At 61.4% G+C, this 20,183-nt stretch carries 17 protein-coding genes; 1 reads left to right on the top strand and 16 read right to left on the bottom strand.

Going from position 1 to position 20,183, the window contains the following annotated elements:
- Positions 1 to 67: 67 nt before the first annotated feature.
- The 14 genes from QWI75_RS03360 to QWI75_RS03295 all read right to left on the bottom strand — a co-directional run bounded on the left by QWI75_RS03360 (position 68) and on the right by QWI75_RS03295 (position 16,271).
- Complete coding sequence (locus QWI75_RS03360) at positions 68 to 580, bottom strand: RNA polymerase sigma factor (protein ID WP_289267272.1); 513 nt, start codon at positions 578 to 580, stop codon at positions 68 to 70.
- A gap of 277 nt (positions 581 to 857) precedes the next feature.
- Positions 858 to 1,481 (bottom strand): adenylyl-sulfate kinase, encoded by a 624-nt coding sequence (gene cysC / locus QWI75_RS03355; protein WP_289267271.1) that lies wholly within the window; start codon positions 1,479 to 1,481, stop codon positions 858 to 860.
- A complete protein-coding gene (locus QWI75_RS03350; protein ID WP_289271630.1) occupies positions 1,481 to 3,226 on the bottom strand; it encodes a tetratricopeptide repeat-containing sulfotransferase family protein in 1,746 nt (581 codons plus the stop codon). Before QWI75_RS03350 ends, cysC begins: the two co-directional genes overlap by 1 nt.
- Before the next feature lie 65 nt (positions 3,227 to 3,291).
- Positions 3,292 to 6,054: a TonB-dependent siderophore receptor gene (locus tag QWI75_RS03345; RefSeq protein ID WP_289267270.1), complete on the bottom strand. Its 2,763-nt coding sequence runs from the start codon at positions 6,052 to 6,054 to the stop codon at positions 3,292 to 3,294.
- A gap of 207 nt (positions 6,055 to 6,261) precedes the next feature.
- Positions 6,262 to 7,302, bottom strand: coding sequence for a FecR family protein (locus tag QWI75_RS03340; protein WP_289267269.1), 1,041 nt, complete (start codon positions 7,300 to 7,302; stop codon positions 6,262 to 6,264).
- A gap of 185 nt (positions 7,303 to 7,487) precedes the next feature.
- On the bottom strand, positions 7,488 to 8,000 hold the full coding sequence (locus QWI75_RS03335; protein WP_289267268.1) for a sigma-70 family RNA polymerase sigma factor: 513 nt from the start codon (positions 7,998 to 8,000) through the stop codon (positions 7,488 to 7,490).
- Positions 8,001 to 8,145: 145 nt separating this feature from the next.
- Positions 8,146 to 10,587: a TonB-dependent receptor gene (locus tag QWI75_RS03330; RefSeq protein WP_289267267.1), complete on the bottom strand. Its 2,442-nt coding sequence runs from the start codon at positions 10,585 to 10,587 to the stop codon at positions 8,146 to 8,148.
- A gap of 558 nt (positions 10,588 to 11,145) precedes the next feature.
- Positions 11,146 to 11,604: a hypothetical protein gene (locus tag QWI75_RS03325; RefSeq protein ID WP_289267266.1), complete on the bottom strand. Its 459-nt coding sequence runs from the start codon at positions 11,602 to 11,604 to the stop codon at positions 11,146 to 11,148.
- A gap of 69 nt (positions 11,605 to 11,673) precedes the next feature.
- Positions 11,674 to 12,753, bottom strand: a complete 1,080-nt coding sequence (locus QWI75_RS03320; RefSeq protein ID WP_289267265.1) for an energy transducer TonB — start codon at positions 12,751 to 12,753, stop codon at positions 11,674 to 11,676.
- A gap of 302 nt (positions 12,754 to 13,055) precedes the next feature.
- Positions 13,056 to 14,141, bottom strand: a complete 1,086-nt coding sequence (locus QWI75_RS03315) for a FecR family protein (protein WP_289267264.1) — start codon at positions 14,139 to 14,141, stop codon at positions 13,056 to 13,058.
- On the bottom strand, positions 14,138 to 14,821 hold the full coding sequence (locus tag QWI75_RS03310) for a sigma-70 family RNA polymerase sigma factor (protein WP_289267263.1): 684 nt from the start codon (positions 14,819 to 14,821) through the stop codon (positions 14,138 to 14,140). Before QWI75_RS03310 ends, QWI75_RS03315 begins: the two co-directional genes overlap by 4 nt.
- Positions 14,818 to 15,090, bottom strand: coding sequence for an energy transducer TonB (locus QWI75_RS03305; RefSeq protein WP_289267262.1), 273 nt, complete (start codon positions 15,088 to 15,090; stop codon positions 14,818 to 14,820). Before QWI75_RS03305 ends, QWI75_RS03310 begins: the two co-directional genes overlap by 4 nt.
- Before the next feature lie 708 nt (positions 15,091 to 15,798).
- Positions 15,799 to 15,969, bottom strand: coding sequence for a hypothetical protein (locus tag QWI75_RS03300; protein ID WP_289267261.1), 171 nt, complete (start codon positions 15,967 to 15,969; stop codon positions 15,799 to 15,801).
- Positions 15,970 to 16,052: 83 nt separating this feature from the next.
- Positions 16,053 to 16,271, bottom strand: a complete 219-nt coding sequence (locus QWI75_RS03295; RefSeq protein WP_289267260.1) for a hypothetical protein — start codon at positions 16,269 to 16,271, stop codon at positions 16,053 to 16,055.
- A 354-nt stretch (positions 16,272 to 16,625) separates the two neighbouring features.
- Here QWI75_RS03295 and QWI75_RS03290 point away from each other — a divergent pair, with 354 nt between their 5' ends.
- Positions 16,626 to 17,009 (top strand): hypothetical protein, encoded by a 384-nt coding sequence (locus QWI75_RS03290; protein ID WP_289267259.1) that lies wholly within the window; start codon positions 16,626 to 16,628, stop codon positions 17,007 to 17,009.
- Positions 17,010 to 17,175: 166 nt separating this feature from the next.
- Here the strand turns inward: QWI75_RS03290 and QWI75_RS03285 are convergent, their stop codons facing one another.
- Positions 17,176 to 18,654 carry a PQQ-dependent sugar dehydrogenase gene (locus QWI75_RS03285; protein ID WP_289267258.1) on the bottom strand — a complete coding sequence of 493 codons (1,479 nt, stop codon included), beginning with the start codon at positions 18,652 to 18,654 and terminating at the stop codon, positions 17,176 to 17,178.
- 1,114 nt (positions 18,655 to 19,768) lie between these two features.
- A complete protein-coding gene (locus QWI75_RS03280) occupies positions 19,769 to 20,032 on the bottom strand; it encodes a hypothetical protein (protein ID WP_289267257.1) in 264 nt (87 codons plus the stop codon).
- Positions 20,033 to 20,183 lie beyond the last annotated feature (151 nt).

Here is a 20,183-nt window from a genome sequence, read left to right as displayed (position 1 = left end):
CCCGGGCTCATCGCTCCGCCTACCCTGTGTGACGAACGAATCCAGGGTTACCACAGCCTGGACCGGCTCATCGCCCTTCTCGTTCCAGGGCATCACGGCATAGCGCCAGCGCTTTGCTCATATGTTTTTCGACGGCGCTGGTGGAGATGTTCAAACGGGCGGCGATCTGCGCATACGAGAGGTGCTCGGCCTTGTGGAGCAAGAACACGGTCCGGCACTTGGGCGCCAGGGTGGCGACGGCCCGGCGCAGCAGCAGATATCGCTGGCGGGCATCGATCGCATCATCCGCCGAGGGCATCGGACTGGGAACTTCGTCCGTGACCGCGTCCACCGCTTCGTAAGAGGCATGCAGTTGCCGCTTGCGCAAATGGTCGATCGCCAGATTCCTGGCGGTCCGATGCAAGAGCGCGCGCGGATAGGCCACGGCGGTGTGTTTCGCCAAATTGATCAGCCGCAGGTACGTCTCTTGGCAAAGATCCGCCGCCGTTTCCTCGCACCGCACGATCTTGTAGAGACTGCGAGCCAGCTCGCGCCGATGCCGGCAGAACAGTTGCTCGATGTCGCGGTACGTCAGGTTCATGCGCGGCGACCCGGCCCCATAAAAAAGCCCGCGCGCATCGTGAGATGCGGCGGGCTCCGCCCTGATGGGCTCTGGCCTCAGGAATTGGCTACCTGATGATATTGAGAACTTGTCTCAAAATGTAAATTTACACGCGCCAACGATCGAATGTCCAGTTGATTTCTTCCGGCCTCTGCCGTCCGAGTCGGAACGGTCCGGCCGGCCGCCGCCGGCCATCGTCGTGATGGTCATCCGGGTTGGGTGAGGATTCACCGCGCATCGAGCGAGGAGAAACCTGCTAATCAGGGGTCGGGACGAATAGCCGAACGAGCTGTCTGTCGGCCAGGTATCGTAGGATTGCCTTGAGGCTGTTGCGAGGCGCTTCCCGATCGGTGGAGACAATCACTTCCGAGTCTGTCGGCTCTTCATAGGGATCGGACAGGCCGGTGACATGGGCCACTTCCCCGCGCCGGGCTCTGGCATAGAGGCCTTTCGGATCGCGCTGCATGCAGACGGCGAGGGGGCAGCGGACATAGACCTCCACGAACCGGCCGATCTCCTTTCGGGCCTCGGCGCGCGCCCCGGCATAGGGGGAGATGGCGGCCACGATCGCGACGCCCCCCGCACGGGTCACGCAGCCGGCCACGAATGCGATGCGGCGCACGTTCTCGTTGCGATCCTCCCGAGAGAATCCGAGGTCCTTTGCCAGCTTTCGGCGGACCTCATCGCCGTCGAGCACCACCACCGGTAGGCCGAGCCTTATCAGATCGGCCTCGAGCAAGTGGGCGAGCGTGGTCTTTCCGGAGCCAGGCAGGCCCGTGAGCCAGATCGTGAAGCCCGGGTCAGCGGGGACTTGATCCACCTCTTGAAGCGACGTATCCCCAAAGACAGTCACTTCTCCCAACGTCAGCGGGCCGTCCATCAGTCGTCCTCCATGGCTGCAAACGCCGACTCCAGCTCCGGCAGGAACTCTCGATACCGCCGCCATCGGCCGACGGACTTCGAGTAGATCGGCTGGCGAACCTGCCAGCGGCTGGGCGTCTGCACCGCGCGATCCTGTTGGTGAAAGTTGAGGCACCGCTCGTCCCAGGGCGCGCCGAGAAAGTCGATGAGCCGGCGAGCCTGGCCCTCCAGGTCCGCGACCGTGTCTTCGTACTGGACCTCCAGGATCTGAAGCGGCAGCACAGCGCGCCAATGCGCCATCAATCGGCGATATTCGGCCGTGAAATGCGCCAGGTCGCCGAAGTCCGTGGCATACGTCTGATCGGGGTTGAAATTCTCCATCCAGATCGAGAGCGCATTGTCGCGCGCATCGCGGCGGCAGTGAATCACGCGGGCATTGGGAAAGAGGAGCGCGGCAAAGGCGAGATGAAAGAAGTTCAGCGGCTGCTTATCACTGATGCGCCGGCAGTCCGGCGGGGCGCTGCGCCGCATTGCGCTCAAATACTCATGGGCGAGCCGGCGACTGGTCATCTCCTCGTCGAGGTACTGGGCCGCTTCCCAGGGCGCTACATCCTCTCCTTCCAGCGACTGCTTCGCCAAGCGGGCCAGATCGGGCAGTTCTCCCGCGCCATGCAGGAGCGGATGGGCCGAGAGAATTTGTTCGGTCAAGGTCGTGCCGGAGCGCGGCAAGCCCACGATGAACACCGGCTGGTCGGTCCCGATTCCGAGATGCCGGCGTTCGGCGAAGAACTCCACGGTGTATGCCGCCAGAATGGCATCGATCCGGCCGGTCATGCCGGCGCGGTTGAACGGTCCTGTCGCTTGCCTCCTTGCCGCATTGGCCTTAGTGCCGGCCGAGGCGGCGTCGCGGAACCGGCTGCGGCGGTCATACCATTTCGTGAGGCCATAGCCCATGAGGGCTTTGGCCTCAGCCGACCCCTCCGTGCGATCGAGCGCCGGTTCCAGTTGGGCGAGCCACTCGTGGCCTTCCTCCCCTTTCGCCAGCGCCAGATAATGTCCCAGCGCCAGGGCATGGCCCGGTTGCCGCTGCAGGAGGGTCCGATAGCAGCTCAGCGCCGCCTCTGCCAGGCCGAGGTCTTCGAGGGTGCGGCCCAGCCCGAACCAGCTCTCGACATGGCCGGCATCGAGCGAGAGGGCGCGTAGAAACAGCGATTCGGCCCGGTCGACCTCGCCGCGTTGGGACAGTTCCTGCGCGAGCCGCGTATGGGCCTTGGCCAGAGCGGGATCATGCCGCACGGCCCGTTCGAAACAGCCGATGGCCTCCTCCAACTGTTCCGCATCCACCAGGAGGTTCCCAAGGCTGAGATAGGATTCGGCTCGCGTCGGATCGATGATCAACGCCTGCTTCAGGGCGTCGAAGGCCCGCTCTGTTTGGCCCGTCTGCCGGAGCGCCAGGCCCAAGTTATGCCAGCCGTCGGCATAGTGTGGATCGACTTCGACGGCTTTCTCGAAGCAGACGATCGCGTCGCGAAGATTTCTCGACAAGACATGCACTCGTCCCAGATCAGACCAGGCGCGAGGATCATCCGGGGCAAATTCGGTGGCGCGGATCGCAATGGTACGCGCCTGTTCGTGCTCGCCCAAGACCATCAACACTTGGGCTAAGTACCGGTGCGCATCGGGATCGTCCGGAGCGGCACGGAGATGATCCTCGCAGATGCGCTTGGCCACCCGAGGGTGATTGTCATTCAGGGCCAGTTGCACCGCATGGAGAAGCGCTGAGCCCCGGCACTCGGCATCTGGTACAGCAGCCCTGCCCACTCCCGACCTCAGAAAAACACCCGGAGCGACGCGATGGCGATGATTGGCGCGCCGAAGCCGTTATAGGAGTTTAAGTTGCCGGGACTCTCGATGTATTTTTGGTTGAGCAGATTGCGGATGTTGACGCTCAGATCGTATCGTTTGTTTCCCCGGTAAAAGAGCAGCGCGTCCACCCGCTGATAGGGGTCTGTCTTGATCCCGTTTGGGAACGATAATTCATACCCGCCTTGGAAATAGACTCCGCCCCCGAATCCGAAGCCTTGCAGAGGCCCGGACTGGAGTTGATAGGTCGCGAAGACGCGCCCCACATAGTTGCGCGGCACCCGAGTCGGATAGCTGCCGACCAATGCCGGGTTGTTGTCTTCTGTAATCACGGCATCCAGGTACGTGAAGGCTGCATTCAGGTTCAGGCCGGGAATCGGCTGCCCGTTCACGTCCAGTTCCGCCCCCTGATGGCGCTGCTCCCCGACAGCGATGGAAAATCGAAAGTCGGTCGGATCGGGCGTCGCGACATTGCGGCGATAGGTGCGAAACAGTGCGGTGGTGATACGGAGGCGCTCGTTGAGCAGGTTGAACTTGGCGCCGACTTCATAATTGATGCCGGTCTCCGCGTTCAGCATTTCATTATTTCGAGTGATAAAGAGCGGTTGCGGAGCGAAGGACTGTTGGACACCGCCATAGACGTTCATCCATTCGGTCACTTTCATGGTCGCGCCGGCTCGGCCGGTCAATCGGGAGTCCGTCCGTGCGCTTTGTGCACTCGTTGATGTTTCGCGGTTGGTCGAGTCCGCGTTGTCGTGCCGTCCCGCCAGCACGAGCGTCAACCGTTCGAAGGGACGGATGACGGTCTGTGCGAATACGCCGGTCTGTTTCAAGGTGGATCGGCGGTCTGCACCCGCTACGCTAGTCAGGAACGAATCGGACGCCACTGGTATCCCGTTCCTCGGGTTGAACACGTTATCGATCACAAACGGTCCGCCTACGGGCAAATAGGTATAGCCGAGAAGGAAATTCTGCGTCATGTCGCGATAATCGGCGCCGGCCAAGATTTCGTTCTTTTGCCCCAAGAGATCAAACTCCTTACTGAGGAACAACTCGCCCGCATAGGTATCGAAACGGTTGCGGCGCAAGCCATTGTTGAGATAGGAGTCCCCGCTCGGAGGAATCCCGCCGATGGTATAGCTGTACACGACATTATCGGTGAGGTCCGACTTCGAGTACTTGCCCTTGGCTGAGAGTTTGATGTCGTGGATGAACTGATGATTGTAATGGACCTCGCCGTTGTAGCCGGTAAAGTTGGTATGGGCGCCCACGTCGGCGCCGCCGCCGAAGTTGCTCGTGCGCGGCACGTTGAGCATGTTCCCATCGCTCGTGAGCGGCCAACCGGGATAGCTGGCGCCGTCGAATTTTTGATAGGTGCCGATGATGAGCAACTTGCCGGCGCCCTTGAACAGGTCGAACTCGACGGATGGGGCGACGGTATATTGCCGGACCGGCGTGAAGTCGATGAAGTTGCCCCCCTCTTCGACAGCAAACACCAAGCGGCCCCGGATGTTCTCGTGATTCGGCATCACGCCGTTGGCGTCGATCATCCCTCTGTAAAAATCATAGGAGCCGATGTTGGCTTCCACGGTCGTGAAATTCGAGCGTTGCGGGGTCTTGGTGATACGGTTGACGATGCCGCCCGGGGTGGCGGCGCCGCCGACGATCGAGGCCGGCCCTTTCACGATCTCATATCGTTCGACGATGGCCCAATCCGGCGCGAAGACGCAATCCGTCGGCAACCCATTGACCTTCATGCCGTTAAAGGCGCCGGTGAAGGTACATGCTTCGAATCCTCGGATATTGATCCCTTCACCCCGTCCCAATCTGGTATTGCTCCGGGACAGACCGCTCACGCTTTCGAATGCGTCATTCTGGGTCCGAGAGAAGGTATCGCGGATGACGTCGCGCGTGACGACGCCGATCGAGGTCGGGGTCTCGTCGATCGACATCGTGCTGCGCGTGACGGTCGACGAATAGTCGGCTTTGTAGCCTGCCGGGGGGTCTTGAGACGGCTGCGGCAGTTCTCTCGTCTCCTTGACGACGACTTCCGGGAGTTTGACCGGCTTGCCGGAGTCCGCCGGCGTTCTGGCTGCTCCAGCCGCGGCAGCAGCCCCGGTCCCGACTGTACCGGCCGGTTGTAAGGTGACGGCCCCGGGACCGGCAAACCGATACTGGAGCCCGGTGTGATCGAGCAACAGACGAAGCGCCTCTTCCGGGGTGTAGTCGCCCTGTAGCCCTGCGGTCCGTTGTCCGGCGACCAGTTCCGAGGAGTACAGCAATTGAAGGCCGGATTGCCGGGAAAACCCGATGAGCGCCGTCTCCAAGTCTCCTGGAGGAAGATCGAATGGCTGCGCCGGTCCGTCCTGCGACCCCTCGTTGGATGCCAGACGGACCGCCGGAGGGGCGCTGTGGGACAACTCGCCCTTCCCGCCCGGCCGCCACGGCAGGCCTCGCTTTCTCGCCCCGAGCGGGTCCCGTGGGTCGGGGCTCCGTTCCGGCTCGCGAGGCGTCGGTTTCCAATGCTCCGCCCGCGCATCCTGCGGAATGGCCGGGTGATAGGCGCTCAGCGCCACGGCCGAGAGGCTCGCGAGCAATCCCCACAAGAACCGGTGCCGCGCAGGACCGACGCCCTCCACGGTCGCCGTGGCGAGAGCTGCGCCCAGGCGAGCCGCGGCCGCTCGCCTCCCGGGTTTCATGCTGTTGTGCCTGCGCAATGTACGAGCCATTGATGGCGCCTCCTCGTCGTAGATTGATGGTGTCCGCGTGCTCCTGCTGTTCCCTCCATCCTCGACCTTGCCTCTTCCGGTGGAGGCGGATGACGGCAAGGCGTTCAGCGGCACACGACGAGTAGGACGACGACTGCGGCGGGAGCCCTCATGTCGGAACGGAATTTTTTTTGACAAGCGGTCGGTGCGTGGGGGTGGGAAGAGGGGCTAGCGACCAGTTGAGGAGGCCGGCGGGCGTTCGACAACGATCAGGTTGGTACCGACCCGGTGCGCGCGAATGGGCAAGGCGTCCTCCAAGATTGGGATGACGTGCTCGAGATCGTGAATGTGAAAGACGCCGCTCACCGGAAATTCTTCCAAGCTCGGGTCGAGCAGCCGAATTTCTTCAGGCCGGTAGCGCGCGACTTCCGTCAAGACCTGCTTGAGCGGTTGTGACCGGAAGATCAATTTGCCGTCCTTCCAACTCCCGACCATCTCCCGGTCGAAGGAGCGGATGTCTGACATCCGGCCTTCTTCGTCATACGAAACCTGCTGCCCCTCGCGAAGAATCGCCGGATGAGCAGCCGCCCCGGACTCATCCGGCGCGCGGACCCCGACTTCCACCACTCCTTCCCAGACGTTGACGCGCACGGCCTGAGGCGCCTTGTTCACCATGAACTGCGTGCCGATGTCGCGAATCGTGCCGTTGGCGACCTGGACGGTGAACGGGCGGCGTTCGTCGTGCCGGACCGTAAACCAGGCTTCGCCCTGATCCAACCGGATCAGCCGCGTCCTTGAAGAAAACTGCACGGTCAGCCTCGTATCCGTATTCAGCATCACCATCGACCCATCCGCCAGGGTCACCTGTCGTTGCGCGCCTTTGGCCGTCTCATACATCCACACCTCGGGCAGCCGCATCCACCACCAGGCGGTGACGAGCATGAGGACCAGCGCAGCCGCTCCGGCGGCCGGCCAGGCCACCGACCGCCAAGACCATCGACCTGCCGCCTGCCGGTTCGCCGTATAGCGCTCCCAAAGTTGTTCCGCCTTGTCGATCTCCGTTGTCAGCAATGACTGAGTCCCGTCCAGAGCCGCCCACATCCTCGACAATTGCTCGAATTCGTGCCGGTGTTCCGGTCCGGCCGCCAGCCAGGCTTCAAACTCCCGGCGATCGCCTGGGGTGGCCGTGCCGGAGTTGAGCCGGACGATCCATCGGACGGCTTGCTCCCGCAGTGATCCCGTATGAGAAGAGGGTGTGCGTTCGGCCATGGTCGAGACGGTCGGACGGTCGAGGAATAAGCGGGCGCCGCGGCTTCCGGCGGCGATGATAGCTCCGCAATGATGGGACGAACAAGACGGCCGCGCCCCTCAGGTCTGTCTGTCCCTGACTCTGATTTTATTGGGGTGCGGGCAACGGCAAGGCGCGAGGAATGCGGAACTCGGCAAGTGAGAAGCTACGAGATGTCTTGGAAACGGGCTCGGCAGTGCGCCGTCGCCTTGCTGATGTGTTTTTCCACCATGCTGATGGAAATGCCGAAGTGCGCCGCGATCTCCGCGTGGGAACGATCTTTGAATTTATGCAGGAGGAACACCTGGCGACAGCGGGGAGGCAATTCCATAATGGCCTCATACAACAGGCGAATCTGCTCCCTGGCCTCGACGATGGCCTCCTGCTCGGGCGACGCAATCAGGCTCTCCCGCATGCCCTCCGCATCCAAGGAGTCCTCGGCCCGCCGCTGCCGTTTGCGGAACAGATCGACGGTGAGATTGAGCGCGGTTTTGTAGAGAAAGGCTCTGGGCTGGACTACGGGAACCGTCGAGTCCTGCGTGAGGACGCGCAGGAAGGTTTCTTGCGCGACATCCATCGCCTGATCGCGCGATCTCAACTTCAGCGTCAGAAAGCCGACGAGTTCGTCATAGTACTCCCGAAACAGAGAAAATCGTTCCGCCGCAATCTGGTTATCCACCTAAGTCCATCCGTGCCGACGAACGCATCCCGAGTTCCAATCTGGGTGCCGGTCGCCTCTGCGAACGGTCTATCTATGATAATGAGAAATAGTCTCATCAGTATACGTGCGCCGGCGGCGGAAAGTCCAGACCGCCGGCTTCGGTTCACCAGGTCACGCTGTACCCGAGGCTGACGACCATCCCGCGAGCGGCGGTCAGGCTGGCGATGCCGACACGTTGGAGCTGCGAGATGGGGAGGTAATACTGGCTGTTCAGAAGGTTTTCAATGCCGAATTGGATCCGGCCGGGACCTGCTTTGACCGTGCTGATAAAATCCAGCACCGTGAAACTGTGCACCGGCCGGCCGCCGAACACAGCCGGTCCCAGTCCAGGGTCCCTGGTGCCGGAATACAACACCTGAAGCCGGTTCCGCCAACTCCATGTCGGCACCGTGAGGTGTTCCACATAAGCGGTCAGCTTCAGTGGAGGAATTCGAAATCCGTTGAGATACTTGTAGTCGCCTGTTCGATTGATGTCGTTCTCGCCTTCAACGTAAGTGGCCGTTCCGCCGAGTGACCAGCGCGCAAGTTGCACATCGAACGTCCCTTCCACACCATAGACGCGTTCGGGAGCCCTGACAACGTTGGCAAAGAAGCCGGCGGACGTCACGCCGAGCAGGGATTCGTTGTAATATCCGACGACGGACGCTTGGAAGCGGCTCCAGTCGCCCCGGAGCCCCACTTCATAGTGATTGACCCGAATCGGCGAGAGTTGAGAATCGCTGAAGGAAAAGCCCGCGGGTGCGCTCCGAATGATCAACCCGACATCCGGAATGGAAAAGCCTTGCGAATAATTGGCGAATAGATTGACCTCGTCCGTGAGATAGACCACCGTGCCCGCGTTGAAGACGGTCGCGTCAAAATCGCGGGACCCGGCGGCGATCGGCTCCCCACCGAGGGTCGTGAAGGCGGCCGTCTCCAATCCGATTCGTTCATGCCGGACGCCGCCTCGCACCAGCCAGCGCTCATGGAGTTTGAGCTCAAGTTGACCGAAGAACGCCAGCGAACGCTGGGTCATCGGAGGCACCCAGACCCGATCGTCAATGGGTTGAAACGCCAGGCCGCCGCTGTTCGCAAAGAGGGCGGGATCCATGATCGCCACCCGCTGAGAGGTCTGCTCGCGGGATGCGTCCGCCCCCCAGAGCAACACCGGTTTGAGCGCCTGCGCGATGGGAATGGGCGTTTCGACCGTGAGGCGCCCGCCGAACTTTTCCGAGAGAACCCGGGATTGGATGATGTTATTGCCGAGCGTCGCGAAGCTCTGTCCGTCAAAAGGGAAAAAGCGGGTCAAGTAGTCCCGGTAGTACGCTTGCGCGCGGACATGGCTGCCCAAGAGATTTTTGCGGATGTAATCCAGGTTCACGACCGTATTCTTCGTTCCTGATTGGTCGTCGAGCGCCAATCCCTTTCGCGCAACTGCCTTGCCGGCTTGGCTGGAATTGGCAAAGTCGGTTACATAGTCGCTGTCCTGCTCGGCCACAAACCGGTTCACCGTCAATTCCAATCGCTGCGCTCCCAAGTCGGCGCCGACCTTGCCGAACAGGTTGTACATGTTGAGATCCGACAAACCGCCTTGACTGCTTTGCAGATCGGGAGGGATCCGGTCGCCACGAGCGTCAAAGAGGCCGCCGACCCGCTCGTACGAGCCGCTCAGCGAGAAATCCACGGGCCCCTTTTTCGCGGCCACCGACTGGACGACGCGTCCCCCGAGCCCCGCCGTCGGGTTGGTGGGAGCCGTGCTGGCCAGCACTTCCGTCGATAATACCGGCTTGCCGGTGCCCGGCCGCTTCGTGATGATATGGACAATGCCGCCGGTTGCGCCGTCCCCATAGATGGCCGTGGCGCCGCGCACGATCTCAATCCGCTCAATCGCCGAGGGATCGATCGTGTTCAGATCCCGGCCCGCATTGCGAAGCGTGGATTGGGGCACGCCATCGATCATGATCAGCGCATTACGGCCTCGCAACGTCTGCCCAAAATTGCTCAGGGATTGCGTCCCCGGCGCAAACCCCGGGACCAATTTCCCCAGAACATCCACCAGGCTCCTGCTGAGGGTCGTTTGCTTCTCGATCTCCTCATGGGTAATGACCGTGACAGCTTCTGGAATTGCCGCAAGCGGACGCTCGGAGCGTGTCGCCGTGACTGTGACCTCCGGAAGCTTCAGGGTCGTATCCGGCGGCCCTGATACCGACGAGGCAGGGGGGGCCATTGGCTTCGACGGACCTGCGGACTGGCGTATGGCAATCGTCTTCCCGTCTGTAAAGACGTAAGACAGGTCTGTATTGTCCAGAAGGGCGCGGATGGCCTCATCCGCCGTCATCGTTCCGGACAGGCCCTTGGTCACCTTTCCTTCGGTCAGCTCCGAAGCGTAGAGGATCTGGAGGCCGGTTTGTTCCGCGAAGGTGTTCAGCGCCGTCGAGAGGTCTTGCGGCGGAATCGCCACGGTGACGCTCTCCGTTTGCGCCCAGACCGCGCTGGCTAGCCCGAACGCCGCGATGGTCAAGATGGTAAAGATCAGCAGACCGATACCCAGTTCCTTCCATGTCATGATGTCAATCCTTTCCTGGTCCCGAGGCAGGCGGCGCGCCTCCAAACAATGCGGCTATGGCCGCACGTGGCTGTTCACGGGATGAGACGGATGGAGCTGGGGCAACCTGATCTGTTCTCTTCGACTGCCTCGCACAAATCGAGGATCGGCACTCGCTTAGACAGCAACGCCCCCGGCTGCTCTCGCAGCCGGGGGCGTTGGATTCAACTCAATGGATGTAGGGAGAGGGCTGGACTGAGGCGCCTGGTTAGATCGGACTCACCGAGGGCCGGTCGTGGGTCTCACCGGCGGCATCCCTCGAATGTCGGAAAGTGATAGTCTCACCAGTTGTTTGCAGCGAATGCACTTGATGACAAGACTGTCCTCCTCCCATCGAGCCAGCAATTTGCCACACCCGCAGCGGAGATCGCATCCGGAAGAATGGGAGGCTTGGTGGCGGACAGCCATGGTCGATTAGATGAATATGCCGGTCGCTCCCCCTGCCAGATCCCGCCTGCGGACCTGTGTCCATGGAGGACGAGGAATGACGACACCGTCCGCGGGATAGACGCTTCACCGCTATTTGAAGACGATCTGTTTGATCTCGGCCGCGGGCAATTCGACCTCTCCGAAATCAGACTGGCCCTTAAAGCTTCCGGCGATCGCGAGGCCGAATTCCCCGCTCTTGCCGTCAGCCAGGGTGATGGCCACGGTGGGCAACCCTCCATTGCCGGAGGGCTTGATGTCCACCCGCTTGATATGGTCGAACTTGATCTTCACCGTCGCCGTGCCCCGCTTGACGGGCACTTCACGCAGCTCATGCGGGACGAAGGCGGTTTCGCTGACCTTCTCCTCCCAGTAGAAGATGACGTTCTTGATTTCCGTTTCGACTCCCTTGGCATCGGTCGCGAGGGCTTGGAACGACTTCTCCGCCTTGCCCTGGGCCCATCCGGTCGTGGCGGACAATGCCATGATGGCAATCGCGGCGACGACGACGCGTCCCGCACAAACCCCGTGCATGCTGACAACCTTCTTCATGACGACACTCCTTGTGGTTGCACATGTGGCGTGCGGTGCGGTCCCGCCGGATCCACCGCCGTTTCACTCCTACCCATCCAACCGATAGCTGATCGGCACCAAAATGGTGACCCGCCGCTGTCCCAGCGGATGTTTCAACGTCAGCGGAGAGGCCTGCTTTAAGACGGTCAGCGCTTGCTGATCCAGGACGGCATGGCCGGAGCTTTCGGCAATCTGAGTGTCGATGATCGCCCCGTCGTCCTGAATGACGGCTTCGACGATCACCTTGCCCTCCCAATGATTGCTCCGGGCCAGGGCCGGATAGCGCTTGAGTTGCTCGATGCGCTTCCAGAGCGTGTCCGACAGCCAGCCGTAATCCGCCTGCGTTTTGGGAAACGCCCGAAGGGGCCGTTCCTGCACGATGCGCTGCTCGATCGCCGCGGGAACTTCGTCCTTGACGGCAACCTGCTGCACGACAGGCTGGCGGTGCTGCGGGCGCTGGTGCTGGACCAGGCGCGCTTCTGCGACGGACTCCGACTGCTCCATCGCGGTCCGGCTCACCGGGGCCGGCGCATCCTGAAGCTCTGCCACTGCTTCGGCTTCCACCATCTGTGGCACTGGCGCCGAAACGGCTTTCGGCTGAGCCTCCACCGACGACCGGGGAACCGGCTCCACCTGCGCCACGAGGGTTTCAGAAACCGACGTTGCAGCCTCCTGTTCTACCACTGCGGTTCGTTGACTCACCTCCCGCTCCGTGGAGATCGGCGTGATCTCCCTTGCCTGGTCGGTCTGAACCGTCCGCTCGACCCGCTCGCGGGTTTCTTGCACGGACGACGTCACAAGCGGCCGGTGTTGCTGAAGCTGGACCGTTTGTCTCGGGGTCTCAACCGCCTGCTGCCGAGGCTGAGGAGTGGGGGGGACCGAGGGCGATGCCTTTGGAGGCTCCGGCGGTTGAACCGGAGGAGGCTCCTCGACCGGCGGAGAGATCTGCGGCTGCACCATCGCCACTTCCCAGCGAAAGGGTTCCGACGCCGCAGGGATCGGGATCTCCACCAGACCCTTGAACGCGCAGCCGACTGCCAGCGCGTGCACACAGATCGACAGGATCCACCCACCTGCCTGGTGCGATCGCCTGCCGCTCCCCGCTCGATCCCATTCGGCCGCCGTCACGAACGCCCCGCAACTTGATTGACCAGGCCTGATTTCATGGCTCGACCTTCCTTGGCGACCTCGACGGCCCTCTCCACCCATGTGATCCGGCTGGCTGCACCAGTGGGCGCCTCGAAGAGCGTGCCCAGCGGCAGAGCCAGGGTGGCGCCACCCCCATGACCGGTAACGGACACACCAAGACCCCTGGGGTTGATCGCCCAGCACACAGATACCCGCTCGCTTCTTTCTATATAAGACGAGGGAGATCACGAAAACCCCACTCGCTGGATGAGAATTTTTTCCGCCGCGTCGGGGACCGTCTCCTACTTGGCCGTGAGCGGCCGCCGATCGTGCCGCCGCTCCACCATCATGAGGCGCTGGTTCACGGCGGTCACCGTCACCGGCAACGCGAGTTCCAGCGCCTTGAACAGTCCGCCGAGATGGTCCTGATGAAAGACTCCGCTGACCGGAAGGGAAGAGAGGGACGGGTCCAAAATCCGGATTTCGCCGTCCCGGTAACGCGAGACCTCCTCGATCACCTGTCCGAGCGGCAGAGCATCGAAGACGAGCTTTCCATGAAAGCCCGCCGCCATCAGGTCCCGATCGACCTTGTGAACGGCGGACAGTTGTCCGTCTCGGCCGTACCAGAGACGATCGCCTTCGGCCAGGATGGCTCGTTCATCTGATTGGAGGTCTCCATCACCCCTGCCGGTCTCTTGGGTCAGGTCAAGTTGTCCGGGCGCATGCGCCCGGACTTCCACGAGACCTTCGAGCACCGATACCTGCACCCGATCCGACGAACTGTGCACGGCAAACACCGTTCCGATGTCACGGACCGTGCCGTTGGCCGCCAGGACGGAAAAGGGCCGGCCGGGCTCATGCTTCACGGAGAACAGGGCTTCTCCCCGGTGCAGGACAACCGTGCGACGACGGCCGGATACCTCTGCTGAAACGACCGTGTCCGCACCCAGCATGACGGTTGATCCGTCCGCCAGGACAACCGTCCGTTGCTCTCCCTTGCCGGTCCGATAATCCGCCGCCTCCACCCGCAGCATCGACCACCAATAGACCCCCACAACCAGGACGAGAAGGGTGGCGACAATTCCGGCGAACGCCGGGAATATCACGCGCCACCGCCTCGCGGGAAGGTCCCCCGCTGATCCGAACGACTCCCTTCTCCACCAGGCGCGGGCTTCGTCCAACTCCGGGAACGGTTCCTTTGCCAGGTGATCGAGGTCATTCCAGATCCGATGGAGCTCTTCATACTCCACCCGGTTCGCCGGCGCGGCGGCCAGCCATTCAGAAAGTTCCCCTCTGTCTGCCCGGGAAGGATCGCCGGAACGGCCTCGGACAAATCGGTGCAGCGCTTCCAGGTTCGCCCGGCCTGAATCTTCCGGTCTTACGATCATGATGGACACCCGTCGCCGGAATCCCAGCTTGTCAGGACCGCCTTGTCATCCGCCTGATCATTATGACGAATGGGCCCCCTGGTACCTGACGACGGATTCTTCGTCCTCTGATCTGTCGCCGTCCATGCCGAGACAGCCGGAAGGGCGGGCCCCATCTGGAGGCCCTCTTCCCGAAGCCGATCACGGCAATGGGACAGTGCCTTCATCACGTGCCGCTCCACCATGTTCTTCGAAATCCCCAGTCGCTCAGCCAGTTCGTGCTGCGGGACGTGCATAAACTTGTGCAGGAGAAAGACATGCCGGCACTTGGGCGGTAACTCCGCAATGGCGTGCCTCAGCAGTTGAAGCCGCCGCTTGCCCTCAAGGATTGTCTCTTGATCTGGTGCGCCGGACGGCACGTCCCGGGCATATTCGAGATCGACGGTATGCTCGGCCCGGAGCCGTTGCTTCCTGAAGAGATCCACCGTGAGGTTCAACGCCGTCTTATAGAGAAAGGCTCTCGGCTGCACGACGGTCTCGCGATTCTCCATACTCAGGACGCGCATGTAGGTCTCCTGCACGACATCGGCGGCCTGCTCCCGGCATCCGAGTCTGGCCGTGAGAAACCCCAAGAGCTCGTCGTAATACTGCCCAAAGGCCCACAGGCCGCCGGCCGCACGGTGATCGGACAGGCGGCTCATTCGAGTTGATAGGTCAGCGGAAGGGAGACGGCAACCCTCGGCTGCTCCAGCCCATGTCGAAGAGTGACAGGCGAGGCCGCTCGCACCGTCTCGAGGGCGGCGTGATCGAGCACGGCATAGCCCGAGCTTTCCGCCACCCGCAGATCGTCCAAGCGCCCATCCCGTCCCACACTGAATTGCACCAGCACTTGGCCTTGCCATCGATTCGCCCTGGCCACCGCAGGATACCGTTTGGCCCGCTCAATCTTGTCCCGGAGCGCCTCCGACAACCAGCCGTAGCCGGCAAGACGGATCGTGTCAGCAGGGGACGTTCGACCGGCTGCGGCCGGTGCTTCACAGTCGGCTTGGCCATCATCGCCTGCACACTCAGGCTGCGCTCCATCCGTGGCGGCACGTCTGGAGGAGGCGGTTCCGGCGCTCGGTGGTCCGCAAAGGGAACGGAGGCCCGGATGGTCTCAGTCATGTGGGGCTCATGTCGCCCACGGTGCGGTTGGTTTGTCCCCTCGCCACCCGCCCCCTGGTCTGGCGGAGGTGTGACGGAGCGCTCCCTTAAGGGGAACGCCTGCGTCGGCCCCGGATCCGAAGGCTGCGAGCGAGTTTCTGCCGGCGGTGGGTCGCCGGACGCCGCCGGAGGAGCGGGAGCGACCAGACTTGGCAAGGCGGCGGTGACGATGGAAGGTGGGGTGGTCGAGACGATCGACACCTCCCATCGGAAGGGCATAACCAGAGGTTCGGGAGGATTCGGCGACAACAGGACGATGGCGCCCACACACGGCACGCCGATCACGACATGCAGGACGATGGACAGACCCCAGCCTTGCACGTACGAGCCATAGGACTGCGCCGCCCGCTCGTTCCATGTGGACGGGCTCACGCGCGAACGCCGCCAGGTCCCGGCGCTCGACCAACTCTTGGTCGAGGAGACCGGGACCACCCGGCCAATCTCAAAGGTCTGTGCTTCGTTCCTGCGCATCGTCTTACGGACAGGAAGGGCCGGCCGCCTTCTCACGGGTCCGTTGCCTTCCGGCCAGATCGAACGCCAAGGCCTGGTCCGTCACGGCCAGCCTACAGACGGCGCAGGACCAAAAGGCGCCGGTGAATACCAGACTGTGTTGATGACAGGAGGGGCACGAGCGAATCTTCATCATGGTGTCCTCTCTGTGGTTGCACTCCCCAGTCGCTCGACCGGTTGGATGCTCATGGATGTCGGGCCGCCGATCTGCCGATGTTCCTAATGGCAGGTGGTCTGGTCGTGATCGACGACCCGGCTGACCCCGTTTCGGTTGAGGTGCCGGCTGAACACGGCCGCCAAGCCACAGACGTCGCGAGCAAAGGCCGCGAACTCGTCCGGGGCAAAATGGATCGTGAACATGCCGTACCGAAAATGCAGCTTGCCGCAATCACAGACCGCGAGTGATGTTCTGCCTTGCTGATGAACGGAGTCTCTCATTGACGCCCTCCTTCTCATGGGTACCAAAGGCCGTTCGAGCACAAAAAAGCCCAAGGACATCGCGAGATGCCTTGGGCTCCGGTCTGGCGCTCGTGACCTCTGGCCTCTTAGTGAATCCTGCTGTCTGGGCGGACGATGGAACCTGGCTCTATCCGGCACCCTGCTTTCTGCGGCGTCCGCATTCGGCCGTTCGCCGAACACGCACCCGCGCATCATATGTTGATTTCAGTTCTCAATATCAGTTCAGTGGCGGCGTTGTCAAGCCCCCTCCGCCGGTGGCCCGAGCCCTCATACTTCCGCGAGCCTCTCCGGGGTACAATCTAGTCCCGCCGCGTTGGGCATAGGGATGCGCCCATGATCATTGAAGTCGTGGCCAACGACAACTGCGAGACCGAGCTGTTCGTGCGATTCAAGGAAGTGAGCCCAGCGCGACCGGTGCTTCAGGTTCGGCTCTATGATCGCGATTCGGCCGGGGCGTGGTACTGGGTGGTGGGTTGGAGCGACGACAGTGCGGCGCCGGTTTGTCCCGCCTACGCCCAAGTGGTGGAAGATTCGGGATCGGGGCTGGCCTACGTCGTCTACGGAGGGCGCTATGGCCTACGGTTCAAACCGATCGACCGTGATGAACCCTGGGATCTCGCCAGCCGACATCAGTGGGGAGAGGCCTATGTATTGCTCGCCAGCAATCGTGATCTGCGCTATGGGGATGAGGCTTCGGAAGCGGCGGCGTCTATGTAATGTCCAGCGCAACTACTCGCACCCTTTCCTCCCCATCTTTTACTTCTCCTCTTCACAGGGGCGAGTCCGTCGTTCTCATCAGATGCGTGACTGCGGGGCGCTCGGACCGGCCGGCACCTGTCCATGCGAACAGTCGGCGTCAGCACGTCCAGCCCAAAGCTTAGGCTTAATTTCGCACCACTTGATAAATGCCCTCCAGGCTCGTCGCATAGAGGAAGCCACCCGGTCCTTCGACGAGATCAATGAGCGTACCCACTCCCCCACCGAAGGCAATGCTTAGCTCTCCACGTTCAGTGAGGTCTGCTCCTTGAAGCACGATCCGCTGGATTTGACCGGTGTTGGCATCGGTGAAGAAGAGATTATTGTGATACTCCGCCGGATACGGTGAGTTTGTGCCGACCGCCACGATCCCGGTTATCCCGAGGGAGGGCGTGAATGCCGCCAGAGGATCGACAAACCGAGGATCGTTGGCGATTCCCCTGACGATCGGCCACCCGTAATTGCCTCCGCTAATCCCGCGATTCACTTCGTCGTTGTCATCTTCTCCATTGTCAGTAAGCCAGAGCGTCCCGGTATGCGGGTGAAAGGTCAGGCCGAAGCTATGCCGCAAGCCGAGGAGATAAACCGGCGAACCGGGAAACGGGTTATCGTTCGGAACGGTCCCGTCCGGATTGATTCTGAGAACTTTGCCAGCCAACGAACTCAAATCTTGCGCGAGGTCAGACTGGCGGGCATCTCCGGTCGTGATATAGAGTTTCCCATCCGGACCGAAACGCATAATGCCGCCGTTGTGGAAAATCAGGCCAACCGGGATATTGTCGAGAATGACGGTTTCCTCCGTACCCTGTCCATTATTATCCTTCAGTCGGACGACTCGGTTACGAGAGGCATCGCTGACTGTATGATAGACGTATACGTATCCGTTACTCGAAAATGCCGGATCAAGCACAATCCCGAGAAGGCCTTGATCAGTCGCAGAATAGACGTCTAGGTGATAGAAGGGGGTCGGCCGCAGTTGCCATGTCCCACCCACCGTGTCGATAACCCGAATATTCCCGGTCATGAGTTCCGTATAGAAGACACGGCCGTCCGGTGCCGTCGCCATGGCCAGGGGAAGATTGAGACCGGTCAGCATCGGTTCCAACCGAAATTCTCGGTCTGCTGATGCCACTATGGTGAACGAAACTGTCTGTGTAGCTTCAGGATTCTGGAGAGCTATGCCGGCGGCATCGACGAGAACCAATTTGACCTGGTGAACCCCTGCCCGAAGTCCGAACATTTGAAACGATGACTGACTTTGCCAATGAACTGAATGGGTATGAGCCCCTCGATAGAGCACCCCGTCTTGGTCGGTAATGCCAGGGCCATTAAAAAACTCATGGGGAACAGGATCGTTATCCACGAAGAACACCATATGAGGTTGCTGCCGCAGTCCGATTGTGTGGTTCAAGACAGCAAACGACACTGTGACCGGTCCCGACGGCAGGCTGGCATCTTGCGACGGAGTCAGCACCGTAATCGTAGCAACGCCGGTCCCACTACTTCCTGGGTTGCCGCTACTCGAATCTCCACCGGAGCATTGAATGAGGCTGAAGCCTGCGGACAGCAATGCAACAATTGTGGCACTCTTAAGGAGCGCAGTCATAAACATTCTCCCTCGGTGCGAGAACCTACGATGTTCTGTGGGTAGCCACTCGTTGACAGGCGGGGACCTCCTGCCGGAATAGACTGGAGTTAGCGCGAGCGAAGTGTAGCTAGCCCGAAGGACCCTCCATATACCTCTTTGGGGGGTGAATGCATCGCCATACATCTCAGACCAGCCCGAGATCATTGCATCAGCGGAATTGTTTCAAGATGCGGCGGCCTCCATGGCTCGGAGGCCCCGCATGTCGAAAGGGTCGCATACGGGAAGGCCTGCATTTTACGGGCGCGGCTTGGATGAATTCAGCCGATGCCAATCACTGAAGGGATTTCTCCGCGGGCGTCAATGAAGAAGGCTACGTCTCAAGAGCCCGCGGCACACGCCAAGCGCGATTCGATATGGGAGAGAAAAATCACTGGTGGTGTCTCTCCGGCGTCGTCAATGAAGAGGGGCTTCGCCCGATGAGCCGCCGGTTCAACCGAAGAGGGAAGGGATGAAGAACTCTTGAGGTGTTTCTCCGCGAGCGTCAATGAAGAAGGCTACGCCTGAAGAGCCCGCGGCTCAAGCGTAGCTTGGTATGGTGCGCCCGGCAGGAATTGAACCTGCGACCTGCGGGTTCGAAGGCTGATTAAGTAGTAATTTGTAACTCCCTGATCTTGCGTCTGGTCGACCGCTTTATACGGCAATTTGATCACTTAGGACGATTCTGGGGTGTGTGATGATTTCGACTGTTTCCGACCTTTTTGGATGGCTTGTAGCACAGTAATAGCACAGGGGTGTGGCGAGGTCCTCTGCAAGCATAGCGAAGTAGTCGGCGATGATCGCGTCGAGCCCGTCATCCCAACAAGGCGTCCTGATCTTGCTTTCATCGGTGAATGTTGGTCACTCTCGCGGTTGCTGCGTGCAGCCGTTACGCCCGTCGTTGGTCTCCGGGTTATGCTTCCAACTGGATGGCGTGGCTCTTGCGCGTAAACCGAGCTGGTCTCGTATGAGTCTCCGGAAGGCAAGCAGGGACACAGGAATTCATCGCCACGTCGTCAATCGCTGGTTTCATCCTGCACATCCAAGGCATTATTCAGGCGGCTCCGGATGAGCCGGAGCCGCCGGGTCGAGGGTTTCAGTTGGGTTGCAGCAATGGATGGTCTACCATCCATTGCCGTGCCTGCCCGGCCACGATCAGCAAATCCTCGAGCTGGCGCTCGCCGAAGGTGGTGGACGTGCGCCAGTTGCCGGCCGCGTCGCGAAAGGACCGGGTCAGCAAGGCTGAGTAAAACGGCCCGTTCTCCCCAAGGTTCTGCCAGACGGCCGCTCGGACGGAGCCGGAACGGAATGTCTGGGATGGTTTTGGCCGTGAAGATTTCTGTCGTTTCGAGTTCGCCATGTTTACTTCCTCCTTCGTAGTGAGTTGTGGTTGGCTCTCTCACTGAGCCTGGAGAGCCAATCCACAACGGCAAAGGAGGAGGTGCGGCCCGGAAGGGAGCCGACCAGGAGCAAGGGACGTGACAGGCGAATTTGATGAGCCGGAAGGTTAC

Origin of the sequence: Nitrospira tepida (assembly GCF_947241125.1) — a bacterium.
GTDB classification, from domain to species: Bacteria; Nitrospirota; Nitrospiria; order Nitrospirales; family Nitrospiraceae; genus Nitrospira_G; species Nitrospira_G tepida.
The sequence above is the reverse complement of the archived record's forward strand: the minus strand, read 5'-3'. Positions and strand labels throughout refer to the sequence as shown.

Bases quoted from the DNA above. Each gene is read 5' to 3' on its own strand.
- QWI75_RS03290 (WP_289267259.1), top strand. From the start codon at position 16,626: ATGATCATTGAAGTCGTGGCCAACGACAACTGCGAGACCGAGCTGTTC.
- QWI75_RS03285 (WP_289267258.1), bottom strand. From the start codon at position 18,654: ATGACTGCGCTCCTTAAGAGTGCCACAATTGTTGCATTGCTGTCCGCA.
- QWI75_RS03310 (WP_289267263.1), bottom strand. From the start codon at position 14,821: ATGAGCCGCCTGTCCGATCACCGTGCGGCCGGCGGCCTGTGGGCCTTT.
- QWI75_RS03300 (WP_289267261.1), bottom strand. From the start codon at position 15,969: ATGATGAAGATTCGCTCGTGCCCCTCCTGTCATCAACACAGTCTGGTA.
- QWI75_RS03295 (WP_289267260.1), bottom strand. From the start codon at position 16,271: ATGAGAGACTCCGTTCATCAGCAAGGCAGAACATCACTCGCGGTCTGT.
- QWI75_RS03330 (WP_289267267.1), bottom strand. From the start codon at position 10,587: ATGACATGGAAGGAACTGGGTATCGGTCTGCTGATCTTTACCATCTTG.
- QWI75_RS03340 (WP_289267269.1), bottom strand. From the start codon at position 7,302: ATGGCCGAACGCACACCCTCTTCTCATACGGGATCACTGCGGGAGCAA.
- QWI75_RS03360 (WP_289267272.1), bottom strand. From the start codon at position 580: ATGAACCTGACGTACCGCGACATCGAGCAACTGTTCTGCCGGCATCGG.
- QWI75_RS03345 (WP_289267270.1), bottom strand. From the start codon at position 6,054: ATGGCTCGTACATTGCGCAGGCACAACAGCATGAAACCCGGGAGGCGA.
- QWI75_RS03325 (WP_289267266.1), bottom strand. From the start codon at position 11,604: ATGAAGAAGGTTGTCAGCATGCACGGGGTTTGTGCGGGACGCGTCGTC.
- cysC (WP_289267271.1), bottom strand. From the start codon at position 1,481: ATGGACGGCCCGCTGACGTTGGGAGAAGTGACTGTCTTTGGGGATACG.
- QWI75_RS03280 (WP_289267257.1), bottom strand. From the start codon at position 20,032: ATGGCGAACTCGAAACGACAGAAATCTTCACGGCCAAAACCATCCCAG.
- QWI75_RS03315 (WP_289267264.1), bottom strand. From the start codon at position 14,141: ATGATCGTAAGACCGGAAGATTCAGGCCGGGCGAACCTGGAAGCGCTG.